The organism is Pseudomonas putida, from assembly GCF_022627325.1.
GTDB lineage: Bacteria > Pseudomonadota > Gammaproteobacteria > Pseudomonadales > Pseudomonadaceae > Aquipseudomonas > Aquipseudomonas putida_X.
This window is the reverse complement of the sequence record NZ_JAETZZ010000017.1, coordinates 76,529-94,779: the sequence shown is the minus strand read 5'-3', so window position 1 is coordinate 94,779 and position 18,251 is coordinate 76,529. Positions and strand designations below refer to the sequence as shown.

Annotated in this window: 15 protein-coding genes; 12 read left to right on the top strand and 3 right to left on the bottom strand. The window is 59.3% G+C overall.

What is annotated here, in order from left to right; translation table 11 throughout:
• Window positions 1-14 precede the first annotated feature (14 nt).
• From atpA to JNA92_RS23110, 8 genes are all read left to right on the top strand, one after another.
• Window positions 15-1,559, top strand: coding sequence for a F0F1 ATP synthase subunit alpha (gene atpA / locus JNA92_RS23145; RefSeq protein WP_241806855.1), 1,545 nt, complete (start codon window positions 15-17; stop codon window positions 1,557-1,559).
• A gap of 48 nt (window positions 1,560-1,607) precedes the next feature.
• Complete coding sequence (gene atpG / locus JNA92_RS23140) at window positions 1,608-2,468, top strand: F0F1 ATP synthase subunit gamma (protein ID WP_012316947.1); 861 nt, start codon at window positions 1,608-1,610, stop codon at window positions 2,466-2,468.
• 27 nt (window positions 2,469-2,495) lie between these two features.
• Window positions 2,496-3,872: a F0F1 ATP synthase subunit beta gene (gene atpD, locus JNA92_RS23135; protein WP_012316946.1), complete on the top strand. Its 1,377-nt coding sequence runs from the start codon at window positions 2,496-2,498 to the stop codon at window positions 3,870-3,872.
• 44 nt (window positions 3,873-3,916) lie between these two features.
• A complete protein-coding gene (locus JNA92_RS23130) occupies window positions 3,917-4,336 on the top strand; it encodes a F0F1 ATP synthase subunit epsilon (RefSeq protein WP_012316945.1) in 420 nt (139 codons plus the stop codon).
• A 121-nt stretch (window positions 4,337-4,457) separates the two neighbouring features.
• Window positions 4,458-5,825 (top strand): bifunctional UDP-N-acetylglucosamine diphosphorylase/glucosamine-1-phosphate N-acetyltransferase GlmU, encoded by a 1,368-nt coding sequence (gene glmU / locus JNA92_RS23125; RefSeq protein ID WP_241806854.1) that lies wholly within the window; start codon window positions 4,458-4,460, stop codon window positions 5,823-5,825.
• A gap of 232 nt (window positions 5,826-6,057) precedes the next feature.
• The gene (locus JNA92_RS23120; RefSeq protein ID WP_241806852.1) at window positions 6,058-6,834 is read left to right on the top strand and encodes a DeoR/GlpR family DNA-binding transcription regulator; all 777 of its coding nucleotides are present in this window, start codon (window positions 6,058-6,060) and stop codon (window positions 6,832-6,834) included.
• A gap of 2 nt (window positions 6,835-6,836) precedes the next feature.
• Window positions 6,837-8,672 carry a glutamine--fructose-6-phosphate transaminase (isomerizing) gene (gene glmS, locus JNA92_RS23115; RefSeq protein WP_241806851.1) on the top strand — a complete coding sequence of 612 codons (1,836 nt, stop codon included), beginning with the start codon at window positions 6,837-6,839 and terminating at the stop codon, window positions 8,670-8,672.
• A 604-nt stretch (window positions 8,673-9,276) separates the two neighbouring features.
• The gene (locus JNA92_RS23110; RefSeq protein ID WP_241806849.1) at window positions 9,277-10,116 is read left to right on the top strand and encodes a DUF3800 domain-containing protein; all 840 of its coding nucleotides are present in this window, start codon (window positions 9,277-9,279) and stop codon (window positions 10,114-10,116) included.
• A 512-nt stretch (window positions 10,117-10,628) separates the two neighbouring features.
• Here the strand turns inward: JNA92_RS23110 and lpdA are convergent.
• On the bottom strand, window positions 10,629-12,029 hold the full coding sequence (gene lpdA / locus JNA92_RS23105) for a dihydrolipoyl dehydrogenase (protein WP_241806847.1): 1,401 nt from the start codon (window positions 12,027-12,029) through the stop codon (window positions 10,629-10,631).
• A gap of 199 nt (window positions 12,030-12,228) precedes the next feature.
• On the opposite strand from lpdA, the gene cfaB reads away from it, so the two are divergent.
• A complete protein-coding gene (gene cfaB, locus JNA92_RS23100) occupies window positions 12,229-13,413 on the top strand; it encodes a C17 cyclopropane fatty acid synthase CfaB (RefSeq protein WP_241806846.1) in 1,185 nt (394 codons plus the stop codon).
• Between the two features lie 38 nt (window positions 13,414-13,451).
• Here the strand turns inward: cfaB and cls are convergent, their stop codons facing one another.
• Window positions 13,452-14,891, bottom strand: a complete 1,440-nt coding sequence (gene cls / locus JNA92_RS23095) for a cardiolipin synthase (protein WP_241806844.1) — start codon at window positions 14,889-14,891, stop codon at window positions 13,452-13,454.
• 130 nt (window positions 14,892-15,021) lie between these two features.
• Here cls and JNA92_RS23090 point away from each other — a divergent pair, with 130 nt between their 5' ends.
• Entirely contained in the window at window positions 15,022-15,549 is a 528-nt protein-coding gene (locus JNA92_RS23090; protein ID WP_241806843.1) for a DUF3617 domain-containing protein, read from the top strand.
• A gap of 345 nt (window positions 15,550-15,894) precedes the next feature.
• Here JNA92_RS23090 and JNA92_RS23085 read toward each other — a convergent pair whose 3' ends face one another.
• Window positions 15,895-16,275, bottom strand: a complete 381-nt coding sequence (locus JNA92_RS23085; RefSeq protein WP_241806842.1) for a glutamine synthetase — start codon at window positions 16,273-16,275, stop codon at window positions 15,895-15,897.
• Between the two features lie 111 nt (window positions 16,276-16,386).
• Here JNA92_RS23085 and zigA point away from each other — a divergent pair, with 111 nt between their 5' ends.
• Together zigA and JNA92_RS23075 are read left to right on the top strand one after the other, a co-directional pair.
• Complete coding sequence (gene zigA / locus JNA92_RS23080) at window positions 16,387-17,595, top strand: zinc metallochaperone GTPase ZigA (protein WP_241806841.1); 1,209 nt, start codon at window positions 16,387-16,389, stop codon at window positions 17,593-17,595.
• The gene (locus tag JNA92_RS23075; RefSeq protein WP_241806840.1) at window positions 17,592-18,218 is read left to right on the top strand and encodes a DUF1826 domain-containing protein; all 627 of its coding nucleotides are present in this window, start codon (window positions 17,592-17,594) and stop codon (window positions 18,216-18,218) included. The genes zigA and JNA92_RS23075 overlap by 4 nt, the downstream gene beginning before the upstream one ends.
• Window positions 18,219-18,251 lie beyond the last annotated feature (33 nt).

The following is an 18,251-nucleotide window of genomic DNA, read 5'->3' as shown; positions in this document are numbered from 1 at the left end:
GGGGCAGCAGAGCAATGCAGCAACTCAATCCTTCCGAAATTAGTGAAATCATCAAGGGCCGCATCGACAACCTCGATGTGAGCTCCCAAGCCCGTAACGAAGGTACCGTCGTTTCGGTTTCCGACGGTATCGTGCGGATCCACGGTCTGGCCGACGTCATGTACGGCGAAATGATCGAGTTCCCTGGCGGCGTCTACGGTATGGCCCTGAACCTGGAGCAAGACTCCGTAGGTGCAGTGGTCCTGGGTGCCTATGACACCCTCGCCGAAGGCATGAGCGCCAAGTGCACCGGCCGCATCCTGGAAGTTCCGGTTGGTAAGGAACTGCTGGGTCGCGTCGTCGACGCACTGGGCAACCCGATCGACGGCAAAGGTCCTCTGGGCAACACCGAGACCGACGCGGTCGAGAAAGTGGCTCCAGGCGTGATCTGGCGTAAGTCGGTAGACCAGCCTGTACAGACTGGCTACAAGTCCGTCGACGCCATGATCCCGGTCGGCCGTGGCCAGCGTGAGCTGATCATCGGTGACCGTCAGATCGGTAAGACCGCCATGGCCATCGACGCCATCATCAACCAGAAAGACTCCGGTATTTTCTGCGTTTATGTGGCTGTCGGCCAGAAGCGTTCCACCGTTGCCAACATCGTTCGCAAGCTGGAAGAAAACGGCGCCCTGGCCAACACCATCGTGGTGGTTGCCAGTGCTTCGGAATCCGCCGCACTGCAATTCCTGGCGCCATACGCCGGTTGCACCATGGGCGAGTTCTTCCGTGACCGCGGCGAAGACGCACTGATCGTTTACGATGACCTGTCCAAGCAGGCTGTTGCCTACCGTCAGATCTCCCTGCTGCTGCGCCGTCCACCAGGACGTGAAGCGTACCCAGGCGACGTGTTCTATCTCCACTCCCGTCTGCTGGAGCGTGCATCGCGCGTTTCGGAAGAGTACGTCGAGAAGTTCACCAACGGTGCTGTAACTGGCAAAACCGGTTCCCTGACCGCGCTGCCGATCATCGAAACCCAGGCTGGCGACGTTTCCGCGTTCGTTCCGACCAACGTGATTTCCATCACCGACGGTCAGATCTTTCTGGAATCGGCCATGTTCAACTCGGGCATCCGCCCTGCAGTGAACGCCGGTGTTTCGGTATCCCGCGTAGGTGGTGCCGCTCAGACCAAGATCATCAAGAAGCTCTCCGGTGGTATCCGTACCGCTCTGGCTCAGTACCGTGAACTGGCGGCATTCGCCCAGTTCGCTTCTGACCTGGACGAAGCCACCCGTAAGCAGCTCGAGCACGGTCAACGTGTTACCGAGCTGATGAAGCAGAAGCAATACGCTCCGATGTCCATCGCGGACATGGCGCTGTCGCTGTATGCCGCTGAGCGTGGGTTCCTGACCGACATTGAAATCGCCAAGATCGGTAGCTTCGAACAAGCGCTGATTGCCTACTTCAACCGTGATCACGCCGAACTGATGGCCAAGATCAATGTGAAGGGTGACTTCAACGACGAAATCGACGCTGGTATCAAAGCCGGTATCGAGAAGTTCAAGGCCACCCAAACCTGGTAAGCCGCGGCGGGGGCTTTGGCCCCCGCTTGCTAACCTGATAGGTGATACATGGCAGGCGCAAAAGAGATTCGCAGTAAGATTGCGAGCATCAAAAGCACGCAAAAGATTACCAGCGCCATGGAAAAAGTGGCGGTCAGCAAAATGCGCAAGGCTCAAATGCGCATGGCTGCTAGCCGTCCTTATGCGGAGCGTATCCGCCAGGTGATCGGTCATCTGGCCAACGCCAACCCGGAGTACCGCCACCCCTTCATGATCGAGCGCCCTGTAAAGCGTGCCGGTTATATCGTGGTGAGCAGTGACCGTGGTCTGTGCGGTGGCTTGAACACCAACCTGTTCAAGGCCTTGGTCAAGGACATGAACGTCAACCGCGAACAGGGCGTGGAAATCGACCTGTGCGTGATCGGCAGCAAAGGTGCGACTTTCTTCCGCATCTTTGGCGGCAACGTCGTAGCAGCGATCAGCCACCTGGGCGAAGAGCCATCGATCAATGATCTGATCGGCTCCGTCAAAGTGATGCTGGACGCCTACCTGGACGGCCGTATCGATCGCCTCTCCGTGGTGTCGAACAAGTTCGTCAATACCATGACCCAAACTCCGACGGTCGAGCAGTTGGTACCGTTGGTGGCAACCCCGGATCAGGAACTCAAGCACCACTGGGATTACCTGTACGAACCCGACGCCAAAGAGCTGCTGGACGGCTTGATGGTGCGTTACGTGGAGTCGCAGGTGTACCAGGCGGTGGTCGAGAACAACGCTGCTGAACAAGCAGCCCGGATGATCGCCATGAAGAACGCCACAGACAACGCCGGTGACCTGATCAGCGAACTCCAGCTGATCTACAACAAGGCGCGTCAGGCTGCGATCACCCAGGAGATCTCGGAAATCGTCGGCGGCGCTGCCGCGGTTTAACGGTTCAAATATTCAGAGGATCCAGCTATGAGTAGCGGACGTATCGTGCAAATCATCGGCGCCGTCATCGACGTGGAATTCCCACGTGACGGCGTACCGAGTGTTTACAACGCGCTGAAAGTGGAAGGCGCGGAAACCACTCTGGAAGTTCAGCAGCAGCTGGGCGACGGCGTGGTTCGTACTATTGCGATGGGCTCGACCGAAGGCTTGAAGCGCGGTCTGAACGTCATCGACAGCGGCGCGGCCATTTCCGTCCCGGTCGGTAAAGCGACCCTGGGCCGTATCATGGACGTGCTCGGCAACCCGATCGACGAAGCTGGCCCGATCGGCGAAGAAGAGCGTTGGGGCATTCACCGCGACGCACCTTCCTTCGCTGACCAGGCAGGCGGCAACGACCTGCTGGAAACCGGCATCAAGGTTATCGACCTGGTTTGCCCGTTCGCCAAGGGTGGTAAGGTGGGTCTGTTCGGTGGTGCCGGCGTCGGCAAGACCGTAAACATGATGGAACTGATCCGTAACATCGCCATCGAGCACAGCGGTTATTCCGTGTTCGCTGGTGTGGGTGAGCGTACTCGTGAGGGTAACGACTTCTACCACGAGATGAAGGACTCCAACGTTCTCGACAAAGTAGCCTTGGTCTACGGTCAGATGAACGAGCCACCAGGAAACCGTCTGCGCGTAGCGCTGACCGGCCTGACCATGGCTGAGAAGTTCCGTGACGAAGGTAACGACGTTCTGCTGTTCGTCGACAACATCTATCGTTACACCCTGGCCGGTACCGAAGTATCCGCACTGCTGGGCCGTATGCCTTCGGCAGTAGGTTACCAGCCGACCCTGGCTGAAGAGATGGGCGTTCTGCAAGAGCGCATCACCTCCACCAAGGAAGGTTCGATCACCTCGATCCAGGCCGTATACGTACCTGCGGACGACTTGACCGACCCGTCGCCAGCGACCACCTTCGCCCACTTGGACGCCACCGTCGTTCTGTCCCGTGACATCGCCTCCCTGGGTATCTACCCAGCGGTCGACCCACTGGACTCGACTTCGCGCCAGCTGGACCCGAACGTCATCGGCAACGAGCACTACGAAACCGCTCGCGGTGTTCAGTACGTGCTGCAGCGTTACAAAGAGCTGAAGGACATCATTGCCATCCTGGGTATGGACGAACTGTCCGAATCCGACAAGCAGCTGGTATCCCGCGCTCGTAAGATTCAGCGCTTCCTGTCCCAGCCGTTCTTCGTGGCAGAAGTCTTCACTGGTTCCCCAGGTAAATACGTTTCCCTGAAAGACACCATTGCTGGCTTCAGCGGCATCCTCAAAGGTGACTACGACCACCTGCCAGAACAAGCGTTCTACATGGTCGGCAGCATCGAAGAAGCCGTCGAGAAAGCCAAGAAACTGTAATCCCGGCGCCCCGAGAGGGGCGCTAATCAGGTTGAGGCAAGCAGATGGCTATGACAGTCCATTGCGATATCGTCAGCGCGGAAGGAGAGATTTTCTCCGGTCTGGTCGAGATGGTGGTTGCGCACGGTAACCTGGGTGATCTTGGTATCGCTCCAGGCCACGCGCCGCTGATCACCAATCTGAAGCCAGGTCCGATCACGCTGACCAAGCAGGGTGGCGCCCAAGAGGTGTATTACATCTCTGGTGGTTTCCTCGAGGTTCAGCCGAACATGGTCAAGGTGCTTGCCGATACCGTGCAACGTGCTACAGACCTGGATGAAGCTCAGGCACAGGAAGCCCTCAAGGCTGCCGAGAATGCCCTGAGTCTGAAAGGCGCGGACTTCGATTACGGCGCCGCCGCCGCACGTCTGGCCGAGGCCGCAGCTCAGCTGCGTACCGTCCAGCAAATGCGCAAAGGCAAGTAATCGGCCCCGGCTGATCACTGCTGTTGCGATTGAGTAAAAGGGTAGCCTCGGCTACCCTTTTTCTTTTTCCGAATTCCCCTCTCGGTCATTTTTCTGACCGCCCAGGATTGGTAGCCAGTCAATGTCACTCGATATCGTTATTCTCGCCGCCGGCCAAGGTACCCGCATGCGCTCGGCGCTGCCCAAGGTGCTGCATCCGGTGGCCGGCAACTCCATGCTCGGTCATGTTATCCACAGCGCACGGCAGCTTGAGCCTCAAGGCATTCACGTAGTGATTGGCCATGGTGCGGAGCAGGTGCGTGAGCGCCTGGCAGCCGACGATCTGAATTTCGTTATGCAGGACAAGCAACTGGGTACCGGGCATGCCGTTGCCCAAGCCCTGCCGGCGATCACAGCCGACACGGTACTGGTGTTGTATGGGGACGTACCGCTGATTGAAGTGGAAACCCTGCAACGCCTGCTGGCCAAGGCCACAGACCAGCAGCTGGGCTTGCTCACCGTTAACCTGCAAGACCCGACCGGTTACGGGCGCATTGTGCGTGATGCCCAAGGCAAGGTGACTGCGATCGTCGAGCACAAGGACGCCAGCGATGCGCAGAAAGCGATCAAAGAAGGCAATACCGGTATTCTGGCCCTGCCAGCCGCTCGTCTTGCCGACTGGATGGGACGGTTGTCGAACAACAACGCCCAAGGCGAATACTACCTGACCGACGTCATCGCCATGGCGGTCGCTGATGGCCTCGTGGTGGCTACCGAGCAACCGCACGACCCCATGGAAGTGCAAGGTGCCAACGACCGACGCCAGCTGTCCGAACTCGAGCGCCACTATCAATTGCGCGAAGGCCGTCGACTGATGGCCCAGGGAGTGACCCTGCGTGACCCGGCTCGCTTCGACGTGCGTGGTGAAGTGAGCGTTGGCCGCGATGTGCTGATCGACATCAACGTCATCCTCGAAGGCAAGGTCGTGATCGAGGACGATGTTCAGATTGGCCCTAACTGCGTGATCAAGGACAGCACCCTGCGCAAAGGCGTGGTGGTCAAGGCCAACAGCCATATCGAAGGCGCTGTGATGGGCGAGGGTAGCGATGCCGGTCCGTTCGCGCGTCTGCGCCCGGGCAGCGTGCTGGATGCCAAGGCCCATGTGGGTAACTTTGTCGAGCTGAAGAATGCCCACCTGGGTGAAGGCGCCAAGGCGGGTCATTTGAGCTATCTGGGTGATGCCGAGATCGGTGCACGTACCAATATCGGAGCCGGCACCATCACGTGCAACTACGATGGCGCCAACAAGTTCAAGACCGTGATGGGCGAGGATGTATTCATCGGCTCGAACAACTCGTTGGTTGCGCCTGTGGATATCAAGGCGGGGGCCACGACCGCGGCGGGTTCGACGATTACCCAGACCGTCGAGGCTGGCCAACTTGCCGTGGGACGTGCGCGTCAACGCAATATCGATGGCTGGAAGCGGCCGGAGAAGATCAAGATGAGCTGATTATCCACAGCTCTTTCGATCGAAAGCCGACTTATGTGGATAAGTCGGTTTTTTTTTGGCTGCATAAATGACATCAGAGGAGCATGCCGGGAAGCGTTGGTCCGCGCTCGAAAACCAAGGCCGCAATCATTTATCCACAAGCCAGTATTTTTTCGGATTGGCAGCCTTGACGAATCCTCTTCGATAGGTTTTGATTGCAATCATTATCTTTCGAATCGAAACTTAAGCGCCCATGTCGAAACGAAACACCCCCCAGCGCCGTCACAACATCCTGGCCATGCTCAGTGAGCAAGGCGAGGTTAGTGTGGACGCATTGGCCAAGCGCTTTGAAACCTCGGAAGTCACTATTCGCAAGGACCTCGCTGCCCTTGAGGCCAATGGCTTGCTGCTGCGTCGCTATGGCGGCGCGGTACCGGTTCCGCAGGAAATGCTTGGTGAAACTGCGCAGCCGGTGTCGGCTTATAAGAAAGCCATCGCCCGCGCTGCCGTCGGCCGTATTCGTGAACACGCTCGGATCATCATCGACAGTGGCAGTACCACCGCCGCGATGATCCCTGAGCTCGGTCGCCAGCCAGGCCTGGTGGTGATGACCAACTCGTTGAACGTGGCCCGCGCCATCAGCGAGCTTGAGCATGAACCGGTGCTGCTGATGACCGGCGGCACTTGGGACCCGCATTCCGAGTCTTTCCAGGGCCAGGTCGCCGAGCAGGTCCTGCGCTCATACGATTTCGACCAGTTGTTCATCGGCGCCGATGGCATCGACCTCAACCGCGGTACCACGACGTTCAATGAGCTGCTGGGCCTGAGCCGAGTCATGGCCGAGGTGGCCCGCGAGGTGATCGTGATGGTCGAATCGGACAAGGTCGGGCGCAAGATCCCTAATCTTGAACTGCCCTGGGGCAGTGTCAGCACCCTCATTACAGACGAACGCCTGCCAGCTGTGGCACGCGAACAGATTCAAGCCCGCGGCGTCAACCTGATCTGCGCCGCGATCAGCCAGGAGAAATAATCATGTGTGGAATCGTTGGCGCCGTCGCCGAACGCAACATCACCGCCATTCTCATCGAGGGCCTGAAGCGGCTTGAGTACCGCGGGTACGATAGCGCCGGCCTTGCTGTTTATACCCAGCAGGGTGAACTGCAGCGCCGACGCCGCATCGGCAAAGTGGCTGAACTGGAAGCTGCCAACACTGCCGAGCCGTTGATCGGCCAGTTGGGCATTGCACACACCCGTTGGGCCACCCATGGCGCGCCGACCGAGGGCAATGCCCACCCGCATTTCTCGGGTGAAGAAGTGGCGGTTGTACACAACGGTATCATCGAGAACCATGAAGAGCTGCGCGAGGAGCTCAAAGGCCTGGGTTATGTGTTCAATTCGCAAACCGATACCGAGGTCATCGTCCACCTGATCCACCACACCCTCAAGGCCATCCCGGACCTGGCGGATGCACTGAAGTCTGCGGTCAAGCGCCTGCATGGGGCCTATGGCCTGGCACTGATCAGCGTGAAACAACCTGATCGCCTGGTTGCTGCGCGCAGTGGCAGCCCCTTGGTAATTGGCCTCGGCCATGGTGAGAATTTCCTGGCTTCCGACCAGTTGGCGCTGCGCCAGGTCACTGACCGCTTCATGTACCTGGAAGAGGGCGACATCGCCGAAATCCGCCGTGACCAGGTGAAGGTCTGGGACCAGGCCGGCAACGCGGTACAGCGCGAAACCGTGCAATATCACGAAGGCGCCGAAGCCGCCGACAAGGGCGCATACCGCCACTTCATGCTCAAGGAGATTCACGAGCAGCCAAGCGTGGTTCAGCGTACGCTGGAAGGCCGCCTGGGCAAGGACCATGTGCTGGTCCAGGCTTTTGGCCCACAGGCCGCGGAGCTGTTCGCCAAGGTGCGCAACGTGCAGATCGTAGCCTGTGGTACCAGCTACCACGCCGGTATGGTTGCCCGTTATTGGCTGGAAAGCCTGGCCGGTATCCCTTGCCAGGTCGAAGTCGCCAGTGAGTTCCGCTACCGCAAGGTGGTGGTCCAGCCGGACACCCTGTTCGTTTCGATTTCCCAATCTGGCGAAACTGCCGACACCCTCGCGGCCCTGCGTAATGCCAAGGAACTGGGCTTCCTCGGCAGCCTGGCCATCTGCAACGTGGGTATCAGCTCGCTGGTACGCGAATCCGACCTGACCCTGCTGACACTGGCCGGCCCGGAAATCGGCGTGGCATCGACCAAGGCGTTCACGACCCAGCTGGTATCGCTGATGCTGCTGACCCTGGCCTTGGGCCAGGTGCGTGGCACCCTCGAGGCTGGTGTGGAAGCGGAGCTGGTCGAAGAGCTGCGTCGCCTGCCGGCACGCCTGGGCGAAGCCCTGGCCATGGACCACACCGTCGAAAAGATCGCCGAGCTGTTTGCCGACAAGCACCACACGCTGTTCCTGGGCCGGGGTGCGCAGTACCCGGTAGCGATGGAGGGTGCGCTCAAGCTCAAAGAGATTTCCTACATCCACGCCGAAGCGTACCCGGCAGGTGAGCTCAAGCATGGCCCGCTGGCGCTTGTGGATAACGACATGCCGGTGGTGACTGTGGCGCCGAACAACGAGCTGCTGGAGAAACTCAAATCGAACCTGCAGGAAGTCCGCGCCCGGGGTGGTGAGCTGGTGGTGTTCGCCGATGAGCACGCTGGTATGAGCAACGGCGAAGGTACTCATGTGATCAAGGTGCCGCACATCGCTGACGCACTGGCACCGATCCTGTACACCATCCCGCTGCAGTTGCTGTCGTATTACGTGGCGGTGCTCAAGGGTACGGATGTCGACCAACCGCGTAACCTGGCTAAGTCGGTGACGGTGGAATGAGGGCGGCAGCGACCGGCCATGGTTCGATTTAGGGAATTAAATCTGTCGCAGGTAACCCTAGTCGGGGACCAATCCGGGTTGGCGGGGTGCAGTCTTTAAAGGTGATTGGGACCACTCTAACTCGGGCAAGTATATCTCCGAGGGCGAGCGGTTCACCGAATGGGAAGCGGCCTGAATTGCCCCTAGTCTTGTAGGCACCTCCTACCCTCCTGATGAGGCCCTAACAGGAGGTGGCATGCAGCTGTCAGTCGACTATGGGAGACGCTATTTCCTGAGCTTGGAGCATGTCTAGGAAACCAGGTGGGGCGATTCAGGCCGCTGCAACGAGCTCCGAGACCATTGAACGCCGCTGCTTGATGGGGGCCGAGCCGCAGGTCAAGCCTTCATGAGGCTACGTAGAGGTACGCGGCCTGGAGAGAGCTCACGCTGCATCAGGAAAGGTCACGCCAGATCACGGCGGTTAATCAAATTTGATTGACATACGTGTCATCTATCCATATATTTTCTCTCAACGCATGAGGGGCGACTCTCGTGCCTACCTTCCGAGACCCGCCTAGCGAAAGCAGCGGGTTTTCGTGTATCTGGGGCAAGGAATCCGGTAGATATGACGCATTACGTCGCGTACCTGGACGAATTCGGGCACGTCGGCCAATACGTCTCGCGCAACCACCCGCAGTACAAAACACACCCCGCCTTTGGGTTCGCTGGCTTGATACTCCCGGCCACCGAAATCCGCGAGTTCGCTATTTTTTTCTTCAAGCTGAAATGCCAGCTTCTGAAGTTCGACCTCGAAAACGACAACCCCCGAGGCCTGCCGGCGTACCAGTGGGAAAAGAAGGGGTCCCAGCTCTACGCCCTGCGCAACGTTGTCAAATACCCGGAGCTGCGCCGGGCTACGTTCCGGATCCTGAACCACATCAAGAAGGTCGGCGGCTACGTCTTCTACACGGGCGTGCACAAGGTCACCGATCCTGATGCACACAACTCAACCGAGACGTTCAAGCGGCAGCTCCTGCAGTCGGTGCGCAAAATCGACCGTTTCTGTGCCCAGTCCGACTCCACTTTCATGCTTATGCTCGATGAGCAGCGCGCCGGCAACGAGTGGCGGGAGAAAAACGTCGAGGTCTGCACGCTGGCCATGTTTGAGGACGCCTCCGAGAAGTGCCGGACGCTGATCGAGCCGCCCATCCAGGCAGAAAGCCACCTGTTCCAGACGATCCAGGCAGCGGACTGGATCTGCGGCCTTCTCGGGCGCCTGATTGCCCTGATGGTAGCGCCGGATGAGTACCAAGAGCTGGAGCCGTTCGACAAGTTTTTCTCGGCACGCCTCGCAGAGGTTCTACTGGACAGCAGCGGACTCGAGCACCAGAAGACCGCCGAGATCCCAGCCGAATATGCAGGCGAGGCCATTCCAGACGCCGAAGGCGAGCTGGTTGGCGAGTAAACCCTACATGCAAAAGCTCATGGGCAAACCAAGGGCTTTTTGCTGTTCCCGGGTGAGATCCGCGCTGACGTGCATATCACCGTAAACTTCAGCATTGCGGTTACGGCAAAGCACAGCTGAGAAACATCTTCAGCATGGAAATTGGATAGATGCGCTGCCGCCACTTGCTGAAAGATTTGGAGGTTGTGCTCGCTGACAAAGCGCTGGTCGGTGCGCCTGAAACCTGAGGGTGCCAAGCCCCAGCTTTTGCTGCGCTTCAACGCCTGGGCAAATCGTTCCTCGTAGTCGCGGGCTGGTTGGCCGATCCGGTAGAGGGAAGGGCACACTTCCCTCTACCGGCGGTTCACCCGCCCTCAGCGTCACGCTCCTGATTCAGCCTGATGAGTATTCTCAGTCATGCTGTATTAGGCAGCCCCCTGATGATTTACACCAATTCCCGCAAACACTCTTCAGTTCACTGAATTCACAGTGACAACCCCAGTGGGGAGGCGGTTGTTGCGGAGTGTCGAACCTCAAATCTGCATCGCCATCCCATCCACGTTCATCGCCGCCTGGCGCAAGGCCTCGGAGCGGGTGGGGTGCGGGTGGCAGGTGAGGGCGATGTCTTCAGCAGAGGCGGAGAACTCCATTGCCACGCAGAATTCGCCGATCATCTCGCTGACGCTTGGGCCGACCAGATGCACGCCCAGTACTTCATCGGTGTTGGCATCGGCGATGACTTTGGCGAAGCCTTCGGTTTCATGGTTGATCTTCGCGCGGCTGTTGGCGGTGAAGGGGAACTTGCCCACTTTGTAGGCGCGGCCTTCTGCCTTGAGCTGCTCTTCGGTCTTGCCGACGCTGGCCAACTCGGGGCGGGTATAGATCACCCCGGGGATCAGGTTGTAATTGACCTCGTGGGGTTTGCCGGCGATGCGCTCGATGCAGGCGACGGCTTCGTCTTCGGCCTTGTGCGCCAGCATCGGGCCGGAGGTGACGTCGCCAATCACCCACACCCCCGGCACCGAGGTGCGATGGTGCTCGTTGGTGAGCATGCCGCGTTTATCGGTTTGCAGCCCGACGCTTTCCAGATTCAGGCCTTGGGTATAAGGACGACGGCCGATGGCAACCAGCACGTAGTCGGCTTGCAGCGTTTCTGCAGTACCGCCTGCGGCCGGCTCCAGCGTCAGGCTCACGCCGTCGGGTGAGGCCGTCGCTTGGGTCACCTTGCTGCCGAGCTTGAAGGCCATGCCTTGCTTGGCCAGTGCCTTTTGCAGGGTCTTTGCCGTTTCCTCATCAGTACCGGGGCAGATGCGGTCCAGGTATTCGATGACGGTGACCTGGCTGCCCAGGCGGCGCCACACCGAACCCAGCTCCAGGCCGATCACACCAGCGCCGATCACGATCAGGTGCTTGGGCACCTCGGGGAGGGCCAGGGCGCCCGTGGAGTCGATGATGCGTTGGTTATCGATAGTCACGCCGGGCAGGGGAGTGGGCTCGGAGCCGGTAGCGATGACGATGTCCTTGGCCTGCAACGCGGTCTCGCTGCCGTCCTCGGCTTTGACGATAACCTTGCCGGCGCCATCCAGGCGGCCCCAGCCTTTGATCCACTCGACCTTGTTCTTGCGAAACAGGTACTCGATGCCCTTGGTCAGGCCAGTCACGCTCTCGTCCTTCTGTTTCATCATCTGGGCGAGGTTCAGGGTTGGCTTCACCTCGATGCCCAGGTGGGCAAACTCGTCACCGCTGGCGGCCTCATACAATTCGGAGGCATGCAGCAATGCCTTGGACGGCATGCAGCCGACATTCAGGCAGGTGCCGCCAAGGGTCGAGCGGCCTTCCACACAGGCGACACTCAAGCCCAGTTGCCCAGCACGAATCGCCGCGTTGTAGCCGCCGGGGCCACCGCCGATGATCACCACGTCATAGGATTTCATGGGTTTCTACTCCAGATGAGGAAGCGCGAGAGGGACACAAGGTTAAGCTGAGAACAGCAAGTTGTATACAATCTGAGGTGTTCATAGATCAGTTAGTTGTAGACCTTGGTCTCGTTCAGCGGAAATTTCGCACGTTTGAACTACCCTGTTTCGGTGGTGTTCGAAATTTCATGTATCGAGCCCAGAAGGAGGGTCGTTCATGCTTGCGCAACTTCCGCCGGCGCTGCAGAGCCTGCACTTGCCACTTCGTCTGAAGCTGTGGGACGGCAACCAGTTCGATCTGGGGCCCAGTCCGCAGGTGACTATCCTGGTCAAGGAACCTCAGCTGATCGCCCAGCTGACCCATCCAAGCATGCACCAGCTGGGTGCTGCGTTCGTGGAAGGCAAGCTGGAGTTGGAGGGCGACATCGGTGAAGCCATTCGGGTGTGCGATGAGCTGAGCGAAGCCTTGCTGATGGAGGAAGATGAGGCACCGCCACAACGTGTAGCTCACGACAAGCGCACAGACGCCGAGTCCATCTCCTACCACTACGACGTCTCCAACGCGTTCTATCAACTCTGGCTCGATCAGGACATGGCGTATTCGTGTGCCTACTTCCGTGAGCCGGACAATACCCTCGATCAGGCACAGCAGGACAAGTTTGACCATCTATGCCGCAAGCTGCGGCTGCAGGCCGATGACTACCTGCTGGATGTCGGCTGCGGTTGGGGTGGGCTGTCACGCTTCGCCGCGCGCGAGTACGGTGCCAAGGTGTTCGGCATCACCTTAAGCAAGGAACAGCTCAAGCTGGCGCGGCAGCGCGTCAAGGCTGAAGGCCTGGCTGACAAGGTCGAGCTGCAGATCCTCGACTACCGCGACCTCCCTCAGGATGGCCGCTTCGACAAGGTCGTCAGCGTCGGCATGTTCGAGCATGTCGGGCACGCCAACCTGGCGCTGTACAGCCAGAAGCTGTTCGGCGCTGTGCGCGAGGGTGGCCTGGTGATGAACCATGGCATCACCGCCAAGCACGTCGATGGTCGTCCGGTGGGGCGAGGGGCGGGTGAATTCATCGACCATTATGTGTTCCCCAACGGTGAGCTGCCGCACCTGTCGATGATCAGCGCGAGCCTGTGTGCTGCGGGGCTGGAGGTCGTCGATGTCGAGAGCTTGCGCATGCATTACGCCAAGACCCTGCACCATTGGAGCGATAACCTGGAGAACCAGCTGCACAAGGCTGCTGCACTGGTACCGGAAAAAACCCTGCGCATTTGGCGCCTGTATCTCGCTGGCTGCGCCTATGCATTCCAGAAGGGCTGGATAAACCTGCACCAGATCCTTGCCGTCAAGCCTTACGCCGATGGGCATCATGACCTGCCCTGGACACGTGAAGACCTGTATCGCTGATTGACCTGGGGCACGCTTCAGGCGGCCCCGGTCACCCATCAGAGGATCGGTGAGATCAACCGCGCTACACGCATCCCCAGCTGTTGAAGACGGTGGGTTTTGCTGCTGTCCTCAGGCGTAATTTCCCTGGCCTGCTCGAAGTCAGTGGTCAACATCTTCTCTACCTGATCGGCGAAATCCCGATCCACTGTCAGTAGGGTGATTTCGAAGTTCAGCCGGAATGAGCGGTTGTCCAGGTTGGCACTACCGATAGCACTGACCTCATCGTCCACCAACACCACCTTCTGATGAAGGAACCCTGGCTGATAACGGTACATGCGTACCCCCGCCCGCACCGCCTCGAAGGCGAACAGGCTGGAGGCGGCGTAAACGACCCGATGGTCGGGGCGAGCTGGGATCAGGATGCGCACATCCACACCGCGCAGCACGGCCAGGCGCAGCGCGGCGAACACGGCCTCGTCGGGAATGAAGTAGGGGCTTGTGATCCACACGCGGCGAGTCGCGGAATGGATGGCTTCGATGAAAAACAGCGCGCAGGTCTCTTGCGGATCTGCCGGCCCGCTGGCCAGCGCCTGGCAAAGCACACCGTTGTCCGGATAGGTGTCGGGCAGGATCAGTGGCGGTAGCTGGCGCGTTGCCCAGTACCAGTCTTCGGCGAAGGACTCCTGTAGGCAAGCCAGCACCGGGCCGCCGATCTGCACATGGGTATCACGCCAGGGCGAGAGGTGAGGGTTGCCGCCCAGGTATTCATCACCGACGTTGTGCCCGCCGATGAAGCCGGTAACCCCATCGACCACGACAATCTTGCGGTGGTTACGGAAGTTCACCTGGAAGCGATTGAACCAGCCGCGGCGGGTGGCGAAGGCGTGGATCTGCACCCCGCCGTCTCTGAGGCTCTGGCTATAGCTGGCGGGCAAGGCATGGCTGCCAACCCTGTCATACAGCACGAACACCTTCACGCCCTCGGCCGCTTTGCGCAGCAACAGTTGCTGCAGCGCTTTGCCGATGGTGTCGTTGTGGATGATGAAGAACTGTACCAACACCACTTCTCGTGCTTGTTCGATAGCAGCGAAGATGGCGTCGAAGGTGGCTTGGCCATCGATCAGCAGCTTTACTTGGTTATTGGCCAAGCACGGCATTCGCCCAAGTTTTGGCATGGCACGCAAGGCGGCGTAGCTCTGCGACTCCCGAGCTGTGAGCGCTTCCTCTACCCAAGGCCGCCAGTTGAGGTTGGCCATCGCCACGTGCATTTCCTGGTTGGCCTGGCGCCGAGCCTTGATGTAGGCGTTGAAGGAGCGGGCACCGAACACCAGGTAAGGAATGAGTGTGAAGTAGGGAATGAAGAACAGCGACATGGCCCAGGCAATTGCCCCTTGGGCCGTACGCACGGTAAACACCGCATGCAGCGCGGCGATAATGCCAAGCAAGTGAACGAGCCCGAGCACATAGCCGAAGAAGTAGGGGCTGTGGTAATCCATACGCATCCTGCTTGGCAAATACACAGCAGATAACAGAACACTTCCAGGCCCGCCTTGCAACCTGAAAGCGGATTTGCCGTCTAAGCCTGTACCCGGCCATCGAGTCGGTTATTTTGAGGAGCGTTCGTCCATGAAGATTCGTCTGCCACTGCTGGCCCTGGCTTTTGGCCTGGCCAGCCCACTTGTGCATGCGCAGATGTTGCAGCCTGGTCTGTGGGAGCTCACCACCAGCAACATGCAGGTCGACGGTAAGCCATTGCCGGACATGCAGTTCATGCTCGGCCAACTGAAGAACCTGCCGCCCGAGCAGAGGGCCATGATGGAAGGGGCACTGGCCAAGCAGGGCATCGCGGTAGCAGGCAATGGCGTGCGTTCATGCCTGACGCCGGAGCAGGTGAAAACCAACGATATTCCCTTGCAGGACCCTCAGTCAGGCTGCACGCAAAAGATTACCGAGCGGACCGGCAATGTCTGGAAGTTTCAGTTCAGTTGCCCCAAAGCCCAAGGTGCCGGCCAGGCAACCTTCCTTAGTGACAAGGAGTTCACTACCCAAGTCAACGGGACATTCAATGCGTCGGGTGTGCAACAGCGCGGCAGTATGAATACCCGGGCGGTATGGTTGGGCAATGACTGTGGAACAGTAAAGCCCCGCACCTGACGCGCTCCCTCTTGCCGATCGTTGTCGGCTACTGCGTCGTGGGCATGCAGGCTTCTGCATGTACCACGCGCAGTTCGATACCGGCTGGGTTCGGTGAATTGCCCTCAGCACTAGCAGGTCGCCTATAAGCCAAGCGAACTGATAGTTCCACGTGGAACATTCCATTCCAATTCTGGCAGCCACGCTTATCGCTTACCCCTCCATGCCGCGAATGGTGGGCTGAGGAGCGCCTGCCTTCTCTATAAGAGACCGATGATGCCCACCCAGGCCAGTGGCGCGCTGGGTATCTGCGCGGAAATCGCTGGCGTCGGGCTAGATCAGCGTCAATGTCAGGCAAACGAACGATCACTGGCAGCCACCGACCAGGCTGCAACGCAGACTGAAACGTTCGCCGTTGGAGCTGGAAACGCGGGTCAGGGAGGTCCAACCAGCTCGGCGGCTATAGCCAACCCAGGCTTCACCATCGCTGGCCAGGCCAGTGAAGAAAGTCAGCGCTCCATAGCGGCTGTTGGTTTGCGCCCACACGCGGTGCGTCGCACTATCGAAACCGCGTAGGTAGATGTGGCTGCCCTCGGTACGCACGCTGTAGTAACTGCCAGTGGCGTCTTTACAGGCCACCAGCGTCGCGCTCCTCGTGCATGACGCCTGCGCGTTCTGCTGAGGTATCGCAAGCAACGGTGTTGGCGCAGCGAGCAGCAATAACAGTACTGCGGGTGACAGGTTCATTTTCCTTCCCGGGTAACCGTCCGACGAGAACGGCTTGGCGAAATTGTATTGTTACTTTATAACGTTGTGCAATGCATCGTTTCGAATGCGTCCGCCTGTAGAGGATCCGCCATGACCAATCGACTTCCTGTCACTGTACTTTCCGGCTTTTTGGGTGCCGGTAAAAGCACCTTGCTCAACCATGTGCTGCGTAATCGCGACAACCTGCGTGTCGCCGTCATCGTCAATGACATGAGCGAAATCAACATTGATGCCAGTGAGGTCCAGCGTAATGTCAGCCTAAACCGGGCGGAAGAAAAGCTGGTTGAGATGAGCAACGGCTGCATCTGCTGCACCCTGCGCGAGGACCTGTTGGAGGAAGTCGCACGGTTGGCGGATGAAGGCCGGTTCGATTATCTGCTGATCGAGTCGACGGGCATCTCCGAGCCGCTGCCCGTCGCAGAGACGTTCACCTTCCGCGATGAGCAGGGCCGTAGCCTTAGCGACATGGCACGGTTGGACACCATGGTGACGGTTGTCGACGGCTTGAACTTCCTGCGCGATTACCAGGCCGCCGATAGCCTGGCCAGCCGTGGTGAAACCTTGGGCGATGACGATGAGCGTTCCATCAGCGACCTGTTGATCGAACAGGTGGAGTTCGCGGATGTGCTGCTGCTGAGCAAGATCGACCTGATCAGCCAGCATGAGCGCGAGGAGCTCATCGCGATTTTGCGCAGCCTCAATGCCCGAGCGAAGATTTTGCCGATGGTCATGGGCCAAGTGCCGCTGGTACAGATCCTGGATACCGGCCTTTTCGATTTTGAACTGGCTGCACAGGCACCTGGATGGCTTCAGGAATTGCGCGGGGAGCATGTGCCAGAAACCGAGGAATACGGCATTGCCGCTACCACCTGGCAAGCTCGCAGGCCGCTGCACCCGCAACGCTTTTTTGATTTCATCCACAAGCAATGGACCAATGGCCGGTTACTGCGCTCCAAAGGCTTTTTCTGGCTGGCCAGCAGGTTTCAGGAGGCCGGCAGCTGGTCGCAGGCTGGCGGCATGATGCGCTATGGCTTGGCCGGCCGGTGGTGGCGATTCGTGCCAAAGGAACATTGGCCGCAGGACGAACAGAGCTCTGCAGAAATTCTCAAACACTGGGTGCCTGAGAGTGGCGACTGCCGCCAGGAACTGGTGTTCATTGGGCAGAACATCGACTTCGTCCAGTTATCCACAGACCTGGATGCCTGTTTGTTGACCGATGATGAAATGGAAATGGGCCAGGCGGCCTGGCGGGACTTGCCGGATCCCTTCGGGCCCTGGCACGCCGAGGAGGCAGCATGACGCCCGCGGCTCAGCGTGTGGATATCCGCCAAGTCCATGGTGAATCGCCTCGGGTGCTCACCGACATTCTGCAAGACGGTGTCAACCTGGCAGTCTGGGAGCGACACTTGCCTGCCCAGGTTGAAGACTTCGCGGCATTGGTAGTCAGCCTCGGCCAACCGTTCGCGGACCAGCGGGTCGTCGATGTGAATGAGGATGAGCCGCCAGTGCTACCAGATCTGTTGCGGGAAGCGGCCGATCTGCAGGGCTATGAGAGTTTCGTTGCAGATGTGTGCTGGCTGGTTTCGGCGTATACATGTCTGGTGGGTGCCCGGCGCGTCGGTCTGCGCCTGCGGGTGCTGCACAATGCGATGTGCCCGCGCTTCCATGTGGATAACGTGCCTTTGCGCCTGCTCACCACCTATGTGGGCTGCGGCAGCGAATGGCTGCCCGAAGGTGCCATCGAACGAGCGGGGTTGCAGCTCGCACCGGCACCTGTGGATAACATCCAACGGTTGCAAGCGGGTGATGTCGCGCTGCTGAAGGGCGAAAAATGGTCTGGCAACGAAGGAGCAGGCCTGATCCATCGCTCGCCCGCTGGCCCTGGCCCGCGCCTGTTGCTCAGCCTTGACTGGTTGGCGTGACGGGGCATAGTGGGGTGAATTCCGACCTGAAGT